Origin of the sequence: Streptomyces sp. CLV115 (assembly GCF_038448545.1) — a bacterium.
GTDB lineage: Bacteria > Actinomycetota > Actinomycetes > Streptomycetales > Streptomycetaceae > Streptomyces > Streptomyces sanglieri.
Genome location: NZ_JBCEWQ010000088.1, coordinates 1 through 16,349, shown reverse-complemented (window position 1 = coordinate 16,349; position 16,349 = coordinate 1). Strand labels below are relative to the sequence as shown.

General features: G+C 71.7%; 14 protein-coding genes. 11 read left to right on the top strand and 3 right to left on the bottom strand.

Translation table 11 applies throughout. From position 1 onward, the window contains the following. Positions 1-57 precede the first annotated feature (57 nt). From AADR41_RS26535 to AADR41_RS26510, 6 genes are read left to right on the top strand one after another with little or no spacing between them, the layout of a single operon-like run. Positions 58-345, top strand: a complete 288-nt coding sequence (locus AADR41_RS26535; RefSeq protein ID WP_266695061.1) for an acyl carrier protein — start codon at positions 58-60, stop codon at positions 343-345. Next, positions 342-3,323, top strand: coding sequence for a type I polyketide synthase (locus tag AADR41_RS26530; protein WP_342283919.1), 2,982 nt, complete (start codon positions 342-344; stop codon positions 3,321-3,323). Before AADR41_RS26535 ends, AADR41_RS26530 begins: the two co-directional genes overlap by 4 nt. After that, entirely contained in the window at positions 3,320-4,375 is a 1,056-nt protein-coding gene (locus tag AADR41_RS26525) for a 3-oxoacyl-ACP synthase III family protein (protein ID WP_342283918.1), read from the top strand. The genes AADR41_RS26530 and AADR41_RS26525 overlap by 4 nt, the downstream gene beginning before the upstream one ends. Further along, positions 4,372-6,312, top strand: coding sequence for an HAD-IIIC family phosphatase (locus AADR41_RS26520; RefSeq protein ID WP_342283917.1), 1,941 nt, complete (start codon positions 4,372-4,374; stop codon positions 6,310-6,312). Before AADR41_RS26525 ends, AADR41_RS26520 begins: the two co-directional genes overlap by 4 nt. Continuing rightward, positions 6,305-6,544, top strand: coding sequence for an acyl carrier protein (locus AADR41_RS26515; RefSeq protein WP_342283916.1), 240 nt, complete (start codon positions 6,305-6,307; stop codon positions 6,542-6,544). The genes AADR41_RS26520 and AADR41_RS26515 overlap by 8 nt, the downstream gene beginning before the upstream one ends. Then, positions 6,544-7,434, top strand: coding sequence for a 4'-phosphopantetheinyl transferase family protein (locus AADR41_RS26510; RefSeq protein WP_342283915.1), 891 nt, complete (start codon positions 6,544-6,546; stop codon positions 7,432-7,434). The genes AADR41_RS26515 and AADR41_RS26510 overlap by 1 nt, the downstream gene beginning before the upstream one ends. Here AADR41_RS26510 and AADR41_RS26505 read toward each other — a convergent pair. Further along, positions 7,414-8,271, bottom strand: coding sequence for an AfsA-related hotdog domain-containing protein (locus AADR41_RS26505; protein ID WP_342283914.1), 858 nt, complete (start codon positions 8,269-8,271; stop codon positions 7,414-7,416). The genes AADR41_RS26510 and AADR41_RS26505 overlap by 21 nt on opposite strands. A gap of 325 nt (positions 8,272-8,596) precedes the next feature. Next, a complete protein-coding gene (locus tag AADR41_RS26500; RefSeq protein WP_342283913.1) occupies positions 8,597-9,559 on the bottom strand; it encodes a hypothetical protein in 963 nt (320 codons plus the stop codon). Positions 9,560-9,769: 210 nt separating this feature from the next. Here AADR41_RS26500 and AADR41_RS26495 point away from each other — a divergent pair, with 210 nt between their 5' ends. Next, positions 9,770-9,967 (top strand): hypothetical protein, encoded by a 198-nt coding sequence (locus tag AADR41_RS26495; protein ID WP_342283912.1) that lies wholly within the window; start codon positions 9,770-9,772, stop codon positions 9,965-9,967. A 221-nt stretch (positions 9,968-10,188) separates the two neighbouring features. Here AADR41_RS26495 and AADR41_RS26490 read toward each other — a convergent pair whose 3' ends face one another. After that, complete coding sequence (locus AADR41_RS26490) at positions 10,189-12,774, bottom strand: helix-turn-helix transcriptional regulator (RefSeq protein WP_342283911.1); 2,586 nt, start codon at positions 12,772-12,774, stop codon at positions 10,189-10,191. Positions 12,775-12,882: 108 nt separating this feature from the next. On the opposite strand from AADR41_RS26490, the gene AADR41_RS26485 reads away from it, so the two are divergent. The 4 genes from AADR41_RS26485 to AADR41_RS26470 form a co-directional block, all read left to right on the top strand. Then, the gene (locus AADR41_RS26485) at positions 12,883-14,259 is read left to right on the top strand and encodes an MFS transporter (RefSeq protein WP_342283910.1); all 1,377 of its coding nucleotides are present in this window, start codon (positions 12,883-12,885) and stop codon (positions 14,257-14,259) included. A 128-nt stretch (positions 14,260-14,387) separates the two neighbouring features. Next, entirely contained in the window at positions 14,388-15,947 is a 1,560-nt protein-coding gene (locus tag AADR41_RS26480) for an acyl-CoA carboxylase subunit beta (protein ID WP_342283930.1), read from the top strand. After that, positions 15,944-16,198: an acyl-CoA carboxylase epsilon subunit gene (locus AADR41_RS26475; RefSeq protein ID WP_342283909.1), complete on the top strand. Its 255-nt coding sequence runs from the start codon at positions 15,944-15,946 to the stop codon at positions 16,196-16,198. Before AADR41_RS26480 ends, AADR41_RS26475 begins: the two co-directional genes overlap by 4 nt. A 23-nt stretch (positions 16,199-16,221) precedes the next feature. Next, a partial coding sequence (locus AADR41_RS26470; protein ID WP_342283929.1) for a biotin carboxylase N-terminal domain-containing protein occupies positions 16,222-16,349 on the top strand: 128 nt, incomplete at its 3' end.

Below are 16,349 nucleotides of genomic sequence, written 5' to 3'. Positions count from 1 at the left end.
CGGTGGGCGGCACGACCGCCTGCCGACGACGGACCCATAGCCCCGAGGAGTCACGGCATGACCTTCTCCGCGCCGCCGAAGGCGGCGGCCTCCCTGTACGGCTGGCTCACCGACCGCCTGGCGGTCTATCTGGACCGGGCACCGGAGAGCATCGACCCGACGGTTCCGCTCGCCGTGTACGGCATGGACTCGGTGTGCGCGCTGAGCCTGTGCGGCGACGTCGAGGACGACTTCGGTATCGCCGTGGACCCCACCCTGGCCTGGGACCATCCCACGGTCGCCGCCCTGGCCGGCCACCTGGCCGAACGCGGCGTCAAGCCGCCCGCCGACGGGCGGCGGCCATGACCCCCGGCGCTGTCGCCATCGTCGGCCTGGACTGCGTCTTCCCCGGTGCCCCCGACGCCGACGCGTACTGGGACCTGCTGACCCGGGGCGCCGACGCGACCGGTGAACTGCCCGAACAGCGCCGCGCCGGCCACGGCTTCGACGCGTCGGTCCACGGCGGGTTCATCGAGGACATCGCAACCTTCGACAACGACTTCTTCGCCGTCTCGCCGCGCGAGGCGGCCGCGATGGACCCGCAGCAGCGGCTGCTCCTGCAGTGCGCGTGGCGGGCGCTGGAGAACTCGGGACGGTCCCCCTCCGCACTGGCCGGCAGCGACACCGGTGTCTTCGTCGGTGTGATGGGCACCGAATGGGCCCAGCTCCACATGTCCGACTACGCCCGGGTCACCCCCCAGCTCGGAGCCGGCAGCAGCTCCGGAATGACCGCCAACCGCATCTCCTACCACCTCGACCTCAAGGGCCCCAGCCTCGCCGTCGACACCGCCTGCTCCTCGTCACTGGTGGCCGTCCACCTGGCGGTCAACTCGCTGCTGTCGGGGGAGTGCTCCACCGCCGTCGCCGGGGGCGTCAACCTGGTCCTCACCCCGGCCCTCGGTCTCGTCTACGCGCGCATGGGACTGGCCGCACCGGACGGACGCTGCAAGCCGTTCAGCGCGGACGCCGACGGCATCGGGCGCAGCGACGGCGTGGGCGCCGTGGTACTGCGGCGGCTGGCGGACGCCCGGGCCGACGGGCAGCGGATCTACGCCGTCATCCGCGGCACCGCGGTCAATCAGGACGGCCGCAGCAACGGCGTCACCGCGCCCAACCGCTGGTCGCAACGCGAAGTCGTCGCGGCCGCCTGCCGCCGGGCCGCGATCCCGGCGTCACAGGTGCGCTTCGTGGAGGCCCACGGCACCGGAACGGCGCTCGGCGACATCATCGAGTGCGCCGCCCTCGGCGAACTGCACGCCGTGCAACGGGAGGAGCCGTGCGGCATCGGCTCCGTGAAGGGCAACCTCGGCCACACCGAAGGAGCCGCCGGCATCGCGGGCCTGATCAAGGTCGCACTCGCCCTGCACCACCGGATCGTGCCGGCCAGCCGGTTCGCCACCCGCGAGAACCCGCAGCTCAGACTCGCCGAACGCGGCCTGCGCCTGCTCAAGGCCCCCGTACGGCTGCCCGCCGAGGAGGTCTTCGCCGGAGTCAGCAGCTTCGGCATGGGCGGCACCAACGCCCACGCCGTCCTGGCCACCGCCCCGCGCGAACCCCGCACCCCGGCACCCCGCACGGGCGCCGGCCCCGCCGTCGGAGTGTTCACCGTCTCCGCCAACACCCCCGAGGCCCTGCGCCGCAACCTCGCCGTCCAGGCCGACGCCGTGGCCCGCCGCCCCCGCGGCGACGCCGCCACCGTGTGCTGGAACAGCAACCTGGTCAAGACGGGACTGCCCTACCGTGCCGCGTTCACCGCCCGCGACACCGCGGAACTCGCCACGGCGCTGCGGGCGGCGGCCGACGACGAACGGCTGCGCGCCGGAATCGCCGACCGGGCCGTGCACCCCCCGACCATCGGCTTCCTCTTCAGCGGCCAGGGCATCCAGGAACCCGGCATGACCAGCGGCCTGTACCGCGACTGCGCCTCCTACCGGCACCACCTCGACACCGCCGACGAGGCACTGGCACCCCACCTCGACGGGTCCGTACGGGACCTGATCCTCGACGAGGACCCGGCCGTCCACCGCACCGGCTGGGCCCAGCCGGCCCTGTTCGCCGTCGGCTACGCCCTCTTCCGCACGCTCGGCGACCTCGGCGTCGAACCCGATGCCGTCCTGGGACACAGCGTCGGCGAGTTCGCCGCCGCCGTCGCCGCCGGTGCGCTCGGCCTGGAGGACGCCGCCCGTCTCGTCGCCCGCCGGGCCGCACTCATGGAGCGGCTCCCCGACGGCGGCGGCATGCTGGCGGTACGCGCCCGGCCGGACGACCTCGTCGAACTGCTCGCGGACGAGCCGCGCGTCACCGTCGGAGCCGTCAACGGCCCGGCCGACACGGTGCTGTCCGGCGAGACCGACGGCCTCGACCGGATCGCCGCCCAGCTGCACGTCAGAGGCATCCGCACCCGCCGGGTCCGGGTCTCGCACGCCTTCCACTCCCCGCTGATGACCCCGGCCCTGGACCGCTTCGCCGAGGAGGCCGCCGGGATCGACGCGACCGCACCCCGCATCCCCATGGCCTCCACCCGTTACGGGCACATGCTCGGCGACCGGCCCCTGGACGCCGGGTACTGGAAGGAACAGGCGGCCCGGCCGGTGCTCTTCGCCGAGGCGCTGGACGACCTCATGGCCGAAACCATGCCCGCCTGCCTCGTCGAGATCGGGCCGGGCCCCCAGCTCGTACAGCTCGCCGAACGCGCCGGCCTGCCCTCCGGCGTACGCCTGCTGCTCCCGGTCCCCGGCAGGGAGGCGACCGCCCGGGACTTCGCCGAGACCGTCGCGACCCTGTACCGGGCCGGCGTCGAACCGCGGTGGCAGGCCCTGTACGAACCGGCGCGGCGCACCACCGAATGCCTCGCCCCGTACGCCTTCTCCACCGAGCACACCTTCTGGCAGACGGTGCCGCGGCGCACGGACCGGGCCCCGGAGACGGCCCGCCCGCAGCCCCCCGCCGACAGCACCGGCCCGTCGGCCGCAGACACGGCCGCGGAGACGGCCGGAGCCCCCGCCGAGAAGAGCGACCCGGTGCTCGACCCGGTGCTCGACGCGGTGATCGAAGCGATCGTCGAAGTGGGGGAGTACCCACCCGAACGGGTCGGGCGACAGACCCGGCTCTACGCCGACCTGGGATTCGACTCGGTGATGATCATGCAGCTCAAGGACCGGATCGAGCACCGGCTTCCGCAGACGGAAGGCGTCACCGTGCAGCAACTGCTGCCCGCACTGCGCTCGGTGGGCTCCCTGGCCGACTTCCTCAGCGACTGGACCAGCGCAGGAGCCAGGACATGACGACCAACGGCGGGGCCCGCGCCCCCCTCTACATCGCCGGCACCGGCACCGCGCTGCCCGGCGACCCCGTCGACAACGAACAGCTCGACAAGGCCTTCGGGATCAGTGATGAATGGACCGACCTGTTCGTCGGCACCCGCACCCGCCACTTCGGCTGGGACCTCGGCACCGGAGAGGTCCTGCACACCCTCGCCGACCTGTGCACCGAGGCGGCGGACCGGGCCGCCGCATCGGCCGGGACGGACCTCCAGGACCTGGACTTCCTGGTCCTGGCCACCACGACCCCGGACCGGCTGCTGCCCACCACGGCCAACGAGGTGGCGGACCGGCTCGGCCTCGACCACCTGCCCACCTACCAGATCCAGGCCGGCTGCTCCGGAGCCGTACAGGCCCTGGACCTCGCACAGGCACTGATCGCCTCCGGCCACCGCACCGGACTCGTCGTCGGCGGCGACGTCACCGCCCGCTTCCTCGACCCGCACCGCACCCCGGCCGACCTCCCGGCACCGGAACTCATCAACTACGTCCTGTTCGGCGACGGCGCGGGCGCGGCCGTGGTGAGCGCCGGACCCGAGGGCGAGGGCATCGGGCTGCGCGCGCTGCTCCACCGGTTCACCGGCCGGGGCAGACAGCCGGGCCAGATCATCGACTGGGACGGACCGGTGCGGCGCACCCCCGGCCGGACGATGCTGTCCGAGGACTACAAGGCCATCGAGGACTGCGTGCCCGGCCTCGCGAGCGAGATCTGCTGGGAACTCCTCGACACCGCCGGCTGGACACCCGACGACCTCGACTTCCTGCTGCCGCCACAGCTCTCCGCCCGCATGACACAACGCATCGTCGAAACCCTCGCGGTCCCCACGGCCCGCGAGATCTCCTGCGTGGTGGACACCGGGAACACAGGCAACGCCCTGCCGCTGCTGCAACTCGACCGACTGGTACGGCAGATGTCGAGCGGAGAACGAGCGCTCGCCGTCGTCGTCGAGTCAAGCAAATGGATCAGGGCCGGGCTGGCACTGGAGAAGCACGCAGAAGCGGAGCCGAAACGATGACGACGACCCCCTTCCGCAGACTGGGCGAACTGAGCACATCGGGGCGGCTGGCCTCCGAGTACCCGCAGGTGACCGGCCTGCTCGCGGAGATCACCGACACACCCGACCGGGAACCGGCCGACATCCTCGCCGAACTCCTGCGGTGCGGACGCCTGCTCGCCGCCCTCCGGGCCGAGGACGTCCTGGACCACCACCCCGACACACCGGTCGTCACCGTGGCGATCACCGGAAGCTCGACCACCGCCCAACTGCCCGACGCGCTCACCGCCGAACTCGCCCGGCACGGCCTGCTCGCCCGGTACACCGTCGGCACCCACGGCGCGTACCTGCGCGACCTCACCACCCCCGGCAGCGAACTGCGCGCCCAGAAACCCGACCTGACCCTGTGCCTGCTGGACGCGGAGGCGGTCTTCGCCGGACTCCGCACACCCTGGACCACCGCCGACGCCGAGGCGGCATGCGCCCGCCTGGCCGACCGGATCACCGCCGTCGTCACCGCACACACCACCGACGGCACCGGCACCCTGGTCCTCAACACACTGCCACTGCTGCGCCGCCACACCCAGCAGATCATCGACCAGCGGCAGCGGGCCCGGCTCGGCGCGGTGTGGCGGGAGTTCAACGCCCGCCTGCTCCGGCTCACCGACGAGAACCCGGCGGTGGCCGTCGTCGACCTGGACCCGCTGATCGCCGACATCGGACCGGCCCGCGACGCCCGGCTCGCCGCCTACGCAGGCTCCCCCTTCGGCGACACCCTCTTCGCCGCCTACGCCCGCGAAGCCGTCCACGTCCTGAGGGCCCGGCGGGGCATGACCAGCAAATGCCTCGTCCTCGACCTCGACAACACCCTGTGGGGCGGTGTGCTGGGAGAGGCCGGAGCGGACCGCATCGCCGTCGGCGACAGCCTCCTCGGCGGACCGTACCGCGCGGTGCAGCGCGGCGCGCGCCAACTGGCCGCCCAGGGAGTCCTCCTCGCGATCAGCAGCAAGAACGACCCCGGCCCCGTACAGCAGGTGCTGCGCGAGCACCCGGACATGACACTGCGCCCCGACGACTTCGTACGGATCAACGCCAACTGGGAACCCAAGGACCAGAACCTCCGCGACATCGCCGCCCGCCTCGGCATCGCCACGGACGCCCTGGTGTTCATGGACGACTCGCCCCGGGAACGCGGACTGGTCCGGCGCAACCTCCCGCACACCGCCGTGATCCCGCTCGGCTCCGAACCGGCACTGCACCTGGACACCCTGCTGCGGGACGGCTGGTTCGACACCCCGCGGCTCACCGACGACGACCGGGCCCGCACCACCCGCTACCGGGAGGCGGAGGCCCGGACCGAGCTCCGGGAGCACTCCGGGTCGTACGAGGAGTACCTGAACGAACTCGGCACCGTGGTCCGGATCTCGCCGCCGGAACCCCACGAGGTACCGCGTCTGTCCCAACTCTCCATGCGCACCAACCAGTTCAACCTCACCGGGGAACGGATCCCGTTGGACCGGGTCGCCGCCATGGTCGCCGAGCCGGGCCGCGGAGTGCTCGCCGTCCGGGTGAACGACCGGTACGGCGACAGCGGTCTCGTCGGCGCGGTCCTCACCCACGACGCCGAGGACGCCCTGCACATCGACAACATGCTGCTCAGCTGCCGGGCACTGGCCCGCGGCATCGAGGACGGCGCTCTCGCCGCAGTACTCGCACACGCCAAGGCCCGGGGGTTCCCCCTGGTCAGGGCCCGCTACCGGGCGACGAACAGCAACGGCAGGGCCGGCGCTCTCTACCCCTCCTCGGGGTTCACCGAGGAGCCCGGCGGTGGACATGAGCGGTGGTTCCGGCACGACCTCGGCGAACTCCCGCCCGTGCCCGAGCACTTGACCCTCGATGTCCGAATCGGAGGGCCGGATGACGAACGTGTGGATCAACGACAGGAGCGCCATGGATGAGTTCGCCGACTTCCTCGGCCTGATCCGCGACGAACTGGGCCTCGTCCTGACCGAGGCCGAGGCGGCCGCGGACTTCGACACCCTGCCCTCCTGGGACTCGGTCCACCTGCTGCGCCTCGTCGGGCTCGTCGAACGGGAGACGGGGCGGCGGATCCCGGTGGCCGGAGTGTTCCGGGCCCGCAGCCTGCGGGAGATCCACTGCCTGGTCGGCGCCGGACGGGCGGACCTGTGATGAACACCCCGGGAAACCCCCACCTCCCGCAGCCGCTGGGCGACCCCATCGAGTCGACCGCCCCGGAGACCAACGGGGCCGAGGTGCGCAAGGACCTGCGGACCCACGGCACGGCCCTGGTGCACGGACGCTTCACCGACTGGCGGCCCCAGGACCCGGACGGCGCCGAACTGCGCGCCGTCCTCGGCCGGGACTGGGCCCGTTACCGCGACATCACCCATGAGGAGATGCGCGGCCGGTACGCGGCGTCCCGGCGCCTCCTCAAGTACGCGGCGGCCGCGGCGCTGCGGGCCGACGCCCGGGACCTGGAGCTGATGTACGGACCGACCGGGCGCCCGTACCTGCGCGGCTGCGACCAGATCGACATCAGTCTCAGCCACACCGACGACCTCCTGCTGGTCGGACTGACCACCCGGGGCCTGATCGGCGTCGACGCGGAGCGCGCGGACCGCAAGATCTACAGCCGGGGCCTGGACCGGCAGATCTGCACACCGCACGAGCGGCTGATCGTCTCCGGACTGCCGGTCCCGGAGCGCGACCCCTGCCTGGTGCGGCTGTGGACCCTGAAGGAGGCCTACAGCAAGGCGATCGGCCAGGGACTGCAGTTCCGGTTCACCGAGTTCGGATTCGGTGCCGATGGCCGGCCGACCCAGGTGCACCGGCCCGACGGCACCCCCGGATCGGGCGACGAGTGGACGTTCCGCACCTATCTGCTCGACAGCGACGGGCTGGATTTCTGCATCAGCACCGCCGTCTACGACGCGGGGCTCGGCCGCACCCTCGACGCCGAGATCACCACCATGCTCGACGCCGATGCCGTCGCGGCCCTCAACGAGGCGCTGGAAGGGGAGTGGTCGCACGACTACTGGTCACAGGTCCTCCACCACTGACGCGGTGGCCTCCAGCACCGCCCGCTCGGCCTGGACGAGGCTCAGCCCGACCGGCACCGTACGGCGGCCCTCCCCGTCCTTGCCCAGCCTGTCCCACACCGCGGTGCAGCGCATCGGCAGATCGGGCTCCGCGTAGCCGCGGAAGTGCACCTGCAGCGAGCCGAGCGTGCTGTGCGCCGGCTTCAGGGCGTAGGCGTGCCCGGCGGCCAGCAACGCCGTCTGGCGCAGCGCCTCCAGCAGCACATGGGCGGGGGCGGGGTCACCCTCCGCGGCCCCGGACGACCAAGCCGCAGGCAACCGCACCTGAGCGGACAGCCGTCCGTGGCCCGGTGTCTCCGGGCGGTGCAGCAGAACGTTGCCGAGGGAGCCGCGCCCCACGTCGCCGGGGGCGACCGGGGCGTCCGGCAGCCGACCGGGCCCCTCGCGCCCGGCCTCCGCGAGCACCGCCGCGCGGGAGCGCTCCCGGTGACTGCGGTGCACCACGGGCGCCAGGAACACCAGGCTCGCCGACCCGCTTCCGCACGGCACGTCGTCGATGCGCGGCGCGACGAGGAAGTCCAGGACCCGCGGCACGTCGTCGACCACCTTGTCGGGACGCACGCGCAGCTCCAGGTCGAGCTGGGCCGGCGCCCGCCCGACGCGCCAGTGCGTCAGATCGTCGGCGCGCAGATCGAACCGGTAGAAGATCCCCACCCGGGCCGACGGCACCCCGAAGTGCGTGTGCCCGATGAACTCACCCGCCTCGCGCACCATTTCGGCGGTCGCCTGCAGATCGTGATGACGGCCGGGACCGTCGTTGAACAAGGAGTGCCCCGCAAGAAGCGCACCGGAGAGCACGAACTCCTCCTCGACATCCGGCCCCGGAGGAACAGGATGCAGCCAGGAGCGCGGTCGGTGTATGAGATGCCGGACGGTCCCCGTCCCCCGCCGCTCCCCATCTGTCGTTCGAGCCATGCGTCCGCCCCCGTTTCGTGCGAACCGTGTTCGAACACGGTTCAACGAGAGTGCATGGAATCAGCCATCCCGAACCAGCCCCGGCCGGTGACAGCTTGCTGCGGGACACCTAGTGCCCCTCCGGGCAGGCCTTGTCCCTCGCGAACACCGCCGGACAGGGCGACGGGCCCTGGGGCCGCTCGTCCGGATCAGGCCAGATCCGAACGCCCTAGTCCACTTGCGGGGCGGGGCCGTGCGCCCCGTCCAGGAGCCGGGACAGGGCGACGTTGACACCGGCCTGGAACCTGCTGGTGGACTCCACCTCCTCCATGATCTGCGAGATGTACCGGCGGCAGGTGCGGACCGACATGCCCAGCCGGCGCGCCACCAGTTCGTCCTTGTGGCCCTGGGCCATGAGCTTGATGATCGACCGCTTCAGGTCGTCGGCCACGGCGGGCTGTGTCTCGGTGTCCGGGGCGAAGGGCGTGCTGGTGTCCCACAGGTGCTCGTACACCTTGCAGAGGAACGCCACCAGGGTCGGTTCCCGTACGACGACGGCGCCCGGCGGGCGGTCGTCCACGCGCTCGGGCAGGAACACCACTTCACGGTCGTAGATGACGATGCGGTCGATCAGCTCGTCCGTGGTGCGGACCTCGGCGCCCGCCCCGGTCACCGCGCGCACGTACGACGTGGTGGCCAGGTCGCTGCGCACGGTGTGCTGGTAGAGGTGCCTGACCTGTACTCCGCGCGCCAGCCGGGCCAGGGTGAGCGGGCGCGCGTTGTCCAGGTACCGCGAGGGGCGGGGGCCGCCCGGCTGGGCGGTGAGGACCTCGGTGCGGCAGCGGGCCCCCCAGTCGTCGAGCATGGCCTGGAGCACGCTGATGTCGCTGATCACGTCGAACGCCTCGGCCTGGTTGCGGCGCCGCCGGCTCTCGAAGTAGGCGGGCTGGAGCGAGCGCATCCGTGTCCGGACGTCGGTGACCGCCTGCTGCAACTCCCGAATCTGCTGCTCGGTCGGTCCCACCAGGTCGGCGGCGGCGGCGTCCGGGCTGACCGGGACCAGAGTGCCCGGCTCGCCGGGCATGGGGTGCAGCAGGCTCAGTTCCGACAGGGTCTGCGCTATGCAGTTGATCTCTTCGGTCGGCACACCCAGCGCGTGGGCAATCTGTTCGTGATCGAAGCGTCCCAGCATGACCGCTCGCTGGTAAGCCGTTGCACACCTGCCGTCGAGTTCATCGGAGCTTGGTCCGGAAAGGGAACTTTCGCTCATCTTCGCGGCTACTCCTAGATACGGAATGGGACAAGCTGCCAGGCAACTCTACGCCATCGAGAATCACTTGGAACTGGCTTGAGTGGCGGGCAGGCTTCTTCTTGCAAGCGCCGGACAACAAGCTAGGGGGCAATGATGAACAAGGGCATACTTGGTAAATCAGTGGTAGCAGCATGTGCAGCGTTTGTGATTTTAGGAAGTCTTGACGCAGGCTTGGCGGAGGCATCGACTCCGGATGTATCGGCGGTCTCGGCGGAAGTGGGCGTGATGGCGGGCGGCATCAAAATGCTGTGTGTGCAGGACGACCAGTGGGGCTCCGCCTGCCCGTGACGTGAACGAGGTCGGCGAGGTCGGAGTTCCGGGGTCCGGGGAGGGCCGGAACCCCGACCTCGCCGCCGTACTGCGGCTTTAGTCGGCCGCTAGTGGTGGGGAGGAAGGTCGGCTCCGATGTCGGCTGCCGGACTCCCCCGCCCGGTCGGAGCCGCTCGCGTGGCCCCGTCGCCCGGCCTCAGTGCCGGCGACGGGGCCTTTTCCATGTGTGGGACAAATGTTTACCTCTGGTGAAAGCAATGGTGCGGTGAATCCCGGCCGATTGTGTGCGCCAAGGCTGCCCGTGAATTCAGACCGAGTTTTTTGAATATCCGACTCATATGAGTTTCCACGGTCTTCGTGCTGATGCTGAGAAGGGCAGCGATCCGCTGATTCGTGTAGCCCGCTCCGACCAGATCGGCTATTTCCCTCTCGCGGTCGCTGATAACGGAAAGCGGAGTCCCGGACGAATTATCGTCCGAGTCCCGGGCGGCCTTCAGGGAAATGGACTCGGCGACCGGCGCCAGCCAGTTGCGGCCGAATATTCCGGCGGCTTCCGCGGCGATCTCCGAATGGAACACGGCAGAGTCCTTCTCACCGTTCTCCAGATGGGCCCGCCCGAGCCCGAGCGCCAACGGCGCCAGCACATGTCCCTGCCCGAATCGGAGCGCCGCGTCAAAACCCCGCTCGAAGAGAACAACCGCCCGGCGCGCCCGGCCGAGACGCAGCTCCGCCTCACCCAGCCACCGGTAGGCCTCCAGCCACGCGGCCATCCGCGCCCCCTCCACCGCACCCAGCAGCAGATCGGCGCGCTCGGCGGCGGCCCGCGCCGCGGCCGCGCGGCCGGCGACGGCGTCCGCAGCGGCGAGAAGAGCCGTCAGGTGGAGCCGTACGTACGGATCTTCGTCCGCACGGCCCTCCGACACGGCGTCCCGGGCACCGCCCAGGTCCACAACGGCCCCGTCGGAGCCGGCACCCGGGACCTGCTCCTGTTCGAGCGCCAGCGCCAGCAGCTCGGCCCGCACCGCCACCGAACCGGAGAGCCCCTCCGTGCCGAGCAGCTCCCGCGCCTGTGCGAACCGGCCCAGCAGCCGCAGCGCACGCGCCCGCCACACCACGGCATCCACCGCGTCGGCCCCCGTACACACTGCCGTCACCCGCTGCCACTCCCGGGCATGGACCCGCTCGGCCTCATCGGGACGCCCCGCCACGACGAGAGCCTTCGCCCTCAGCAACGACCACTCCGGCGCATCACCCGTCACCGCGACGACCCGCCGCAGCGCCAGCACCGTGCGCTCCGGCTGCCAGAAGACACCGCTCCGCGCGGCAAGGGCCAGGACCTGCACGTCGTCCGCCGTCAGGTCCTCGGCATGCACCAGGTGCGCGGCCAGGGCGAGCGTGTCACCGGCGGTACGCAGCGCCGCGACGGCCCGGTCCCGCGCCGCATGCCGCCAGCCCGCCCCCGACGCGTGATGGACGCGCGCCCTGAGCGCCGGCCGGACGAAACGGAAACGCCGCCCCTGGCCTTCCGGCACCACGACGGTCTCGGTGTACAACTCGTCCAGACCGCGCAGCACATCGGGCAACGGCAGCGCCGCCGCCTCGGCGACCACCTCGGGAAGGAACGGATCACCGACCAGTGCCGCCGCACACGCGGTGCGCCAGCCCAGCGACGACAGGCAGTGAAGGTCGGGCCCGCGCGTCCCGGACGCCACCACCGGCGGTACCCCCGTGGCCAGTTCCAGCACGCTGTACAGGCCGGGGCCCGGGGCCGTGCCGCCCGACCGGGAACCGGCACCACCCCGGGGCGCGGCCAGCAGCCCCGGCACCCCCGCGGCGTCGCGCAGCGCGACGGCCGCGGCCACCGGCCCCACCCGCGCGGGCAGCAGCGAGCGCAGCAGACCGTCGGGCAGCCGTGACAGCCGCAGATGATGGAGGTCCGCGGACGCGTCGGTCAAAGTCGCCGGATGCCGCCCCGCAGGCGCGGGACGATGGGCGAGCACGGTCAGCACCGGGGCATCCGGCGGATGCCGGACCAGGTGCTCCAGGAACTCCACGGCGTGCGGACAGGCCCGGTGCGCGTCGTCCACCACGAGCAGCAGCCCGCCGCCCTCCCGGGCGAGGTGTGCGAGCGCCGCCCGCACGGCCCTGGACACCGCGTAGTGATCCACCGGCCCCGGGACCGGCCCGTACGTGCTCAGGGCCGGGAAGACGGAGGCCAGATGCCGGGTGGCCGTCTCCCCGAGCAGCTCGAACAGCGAACCGTCGGCACGGGCCAGCAGATCGTCCAGCGCGTCGACGACCGCATCGAAGGGCCGGGTCGCACCGGCACGGGGAGCCCGGCCCGCGGCCACCACCCAGCCGTCCCGCCGCGCCGACCGCATCAACCGCCGCAGCAGATGGGATTTGCCGACCCCCGGCTCACCACTGATCCGGACGAACTGCGCCGAATCCCTGGAAAGTCCCAACCAACGACGCAACAAGTCGAGTTCATGACTTCGAGACGCCGAGGGCCCACCAGTACCGGCAGACGCACCGAACGCCGACGCCGCCTCCGGCACACCAGCCTCCCCGAGTGGATATCCGTCACGAAAGGCTGGCTCACCGTGCGGCACGACCCAAGTGCGGACCGCTGTCCACAGGTTGCCTGGCAGAAAGTACGGCGGAAGATCCCGGCCACCGCGCGCAATGTCGGGGAGAACCCTGAACCGCCGTCCCACGCAATCGAACAAAGGATCCCGGCGCCGCTGAAAACCCCAGGAAGAATGCCCAAGGACCCCGTTTCCGACAGACCCCGGCCGTTTTCGCCACACCGGCACCCGGCGCATCCCCGAGCACACCTTGTAGGGAAAACCCCGACTGGCGCACCGCCCGCCGCAGACCCACGCTCGGTCGCGTTCGCGCGTGCACTGTCCCTATCCCGCGGAGGAACGAAAGTGGCAACCGGGAACAGCACCCGTCTGCGATTCGGCTACGCCTGCGGGGCCCTGGTGACCGGTACGTTCACCACCCTTCCGGGGCTCCTGCTCCTCCCGTACCTCACCGACACCCTCGGTGTCAGCGCGGCTCTCGCCGGTGCGGTCATCCTGATCCCCAAGGCGTGGGCGGTACTGCTCGCCCCGTTCGCGGGCCGCACCAGCGACCGCGCGTACCGCCGACGGGGCAGCCGACGGACCTATGTCCTGGGGGGCGGCCTGAGCGCCACGGCCGCCTTCGCCACCATGCTCAGCGGTGTCGCCGACGGCACCGCCGGCACGGTGTGGACCGGACTCGGCTTCCTCTTCACCGCCACGGCCTTCGCCTTCTTCCAGGCCGCCTACACCGCGCTGCCCGCCGACATCGCGCACACCCCGCACGACCGGATACGCCTGGTGTCGGGCCGGGTGGCGGGCATAGCGGTCGCCGCGCTGGCCGTCGGATCGGCGGGCCCGGCAGTCGTCGAAGCGGGCGGCGGAGGCATCGACGGACACCGCTGGGCGGGCCTCTTCGGCGCGGCGGTCATCGCCGCGGGCACCCTGGGCGTCCACCTCGGTACGGCACGCCCGCCCCGCACCACCGCACCCGGCCCCGGACATCCGCCACCCGCCACCGACCGGACACCGGCCCCCCGCAGGTTCGAAGCACTCCGCGACAACCCGTCCTTCGCCGCCCTGCTGCGCACAACGACCGTCCAGGTCGTCGCCACCGGCTGCCTGCTCGCCGCCGGACCGTACTTCGCCGAACACATCCTGAACGACCCCGGCCTGACCCCGGTCCTCGTCGCCGCCTTCGTCGTGCCCAACCTCCTCGTCACCCCCCTGTGGACCCGCGTCGGAGCCCGCCACGGACAGCGCGCGTCACTCGTCGCCGCCTCGGCCCTCTTCGGCGGCGGATGCCTGCTGCTGGCCGCGGCACCCGCCCTGCCGTCGTTCTGGGCGCCTGCCGTCCTCCTCCTCGTCGGCACCGGACACGCGGGCCAGCTCCTCTTCCTCTACGCCATGCTGGCCGAGACCACGGCAGCCGACACCGCACGCACCGGCCGCAGCCGGGCCGGCAACCTGTCCGGGCTCTTCAGCGGAGGCGAAGCACTCGGCGTCGCCGCAGGACCCTTCCTGTTCGCCCTCGTCCTCCAGCTCTTCGGCTACGTCTCGTCGGACACCGGTGAATCCGCCCACCAGACGACCGCGGCCGAATGGGGAGTGCTGGCCGGGATGACACTGCTGCCCGCCCTCGTCACGGTCGCCGGTCTGTTCCTCCTGCGCGGCTACCGCACCGCGGCCCCCGCACCAAGGGCCCACCGCGAGCGGGGCGAGGTCGCACAACCCCGGCTTTAGGAACCCGGCCGACGCTCGGTGCCGCGCCACCCACCGAACCAGCGCACCTGTGTCGAAAGGGTCCTGCATTGAGCATCGTCGAGGAACGGCCGGTGAAGAGCGCGGAGCCGTCGCCGCGGCCCACGGCCGTGCGCCACACCTCCCTGCGTGAGCGCACGGCGGAACTCGCCGTACTGCACCGGCAAGCGGAACGAGGCCCCAGCGAGAAGGCCACCGAGGCACAGCACGCCAAGGGCAAACTGACCGCACGCGAGCGCCTGGAACTGCTCTTCGACGAGGGATCGTTCGTCGAGATCGAGGGGCTGCGCCGACACCGGGCCACCGGATTCGGTCTTGAGGACAAGAGGCCCCACAGCGACGGAGTGGTGACCGGCTGGGGACACGTGCACGGCCGGACCGTCTTCGCCTACGCCCACGACTTCCGCATCTTCGGCGGAGCACTGGGCGAGGCCCACGCCCAGAAGATCCACAAGGTGATGGACCTGGCACAGGCCGCCGGGAGCCCCGTCGTCGGCCTGTGCGACGGGGCGGGAGCCCGCATCCAGGAGGGCGTCACCGCACTGGCCGGATACGGCGGCATCTTCACCCGCAACGTACGCAACTCCGGCGTCATCCCGCAGATATCGGTGGTTCTCGGCCCGTGCGCCGGTGGCGCCGCGTACTCCCCGGCCCTGACCGACTTCGTGTTCATGGTCCGCGGCACCTCCCAGATGTTCATCACCGGACCGGACGTCGTCCAGGCCGTGACCGGCGAACACGTCACCCAGGAGCGGCTCGGCGGAGCCGACAGTCACGCCGCCGTGTCGGGCGTCGCGGGCTTCGCCTACGACGACGAGGAGAGCTGCCTCGAAGACGTCCGCCACCTGCTGTCGCTCCTCCCGTCGAACAACCGCGAGCTGCCGCCCGCCGCCGACCCCGACGACCCCGCCGACCGCAGGTGCGAGCGCCTGCTCGACCTGGTGCCCGCGGAGCCCCACCAGTCGTACGACATGCGCGACGTCATCACCGAGGTCGTCGACCACGGCGAGTTCTTCGAAGTCCACGCCGACTGGGCGCGCAACGTCGTCTGCGCGTTCACCCGCCTCGGCGGCCAGGTGGCCGGCATCGTCGCCAACCAGCCGGCCGCGCTCGCCGGCGTCCTCGACATCCACGCGTCCGAGAAGGCCGCCCGCTTCGTCCAGTTCTGCGATGCGTTCAGCATCCCGCTCGTGACCCTGGTGGACGTGCCCGGCTTCCTCCCCGGCGTCGACCAGGAACACGGCGGAGTGATCCGGCACGGCGCCAAACTCCTCTACGCGTACTGCAACGCAACCGTGCCGCGCATCTCCCTCGTCCTGCGCAAGGCGTACGGCGGTGCCTACATCGTCATGGACTCCCGATCGATCGGTACCGACGTCGCCCTTGCCTGGCCCTCCAACGAGATCGCCGTCATGGGCGCGGAAGGTGCCGCGAACGTGATCTTCCGCCGGGAGATAGCGGCCTCTACGGACCCCGAGTCCGTACGGGCGCAGAAGATCAAGGAATACGAGACCGAGCTGATGCACCCGTACTACGCGGCGGAGCGCGGCCTGGTGGACGATGTGATCGACCCCGCAGACACGCGCACCAGGCTCATCGCCGCACTGTCGATGCTCCGGACCAAGCACGTCCCGCTCCCGGGACGCAAGCACGGGAACCTGCCGTTGTGACGGCCGGGGAAACCGGGAGCGGCCCGGCAACAGCCCTCGCACTGGCCTCCGTCCGGATCATCCGCGGCAATCCGAGCCTCACCGAGGTGGCAGCCCTCGCCACCGTCCTCGCCGCCCGTGCGCAGGCACACGCGCAGAGCACCGGACACCGCACGGACCGGCCCGGACCGAACGGCGCCGAGGCGGCGGCACGGACCCGCTGGCAGCACCTCGCCGGACCGTTCCGGGCCCCGGGAGCGTGGGCATCGTGACCACACACCCGCCGAAGCCGCGCCTGCGCAAGGTGCTCATCGCCAACCGTGGCGAAATTGCTGTCCGTGTTGCTCGGGCATGCCGGGATGCCGGGATCGGGAGCGTGGCCGTCTACGCAGACCCGGACCGCGATGCTCTGCACGTGCGTGC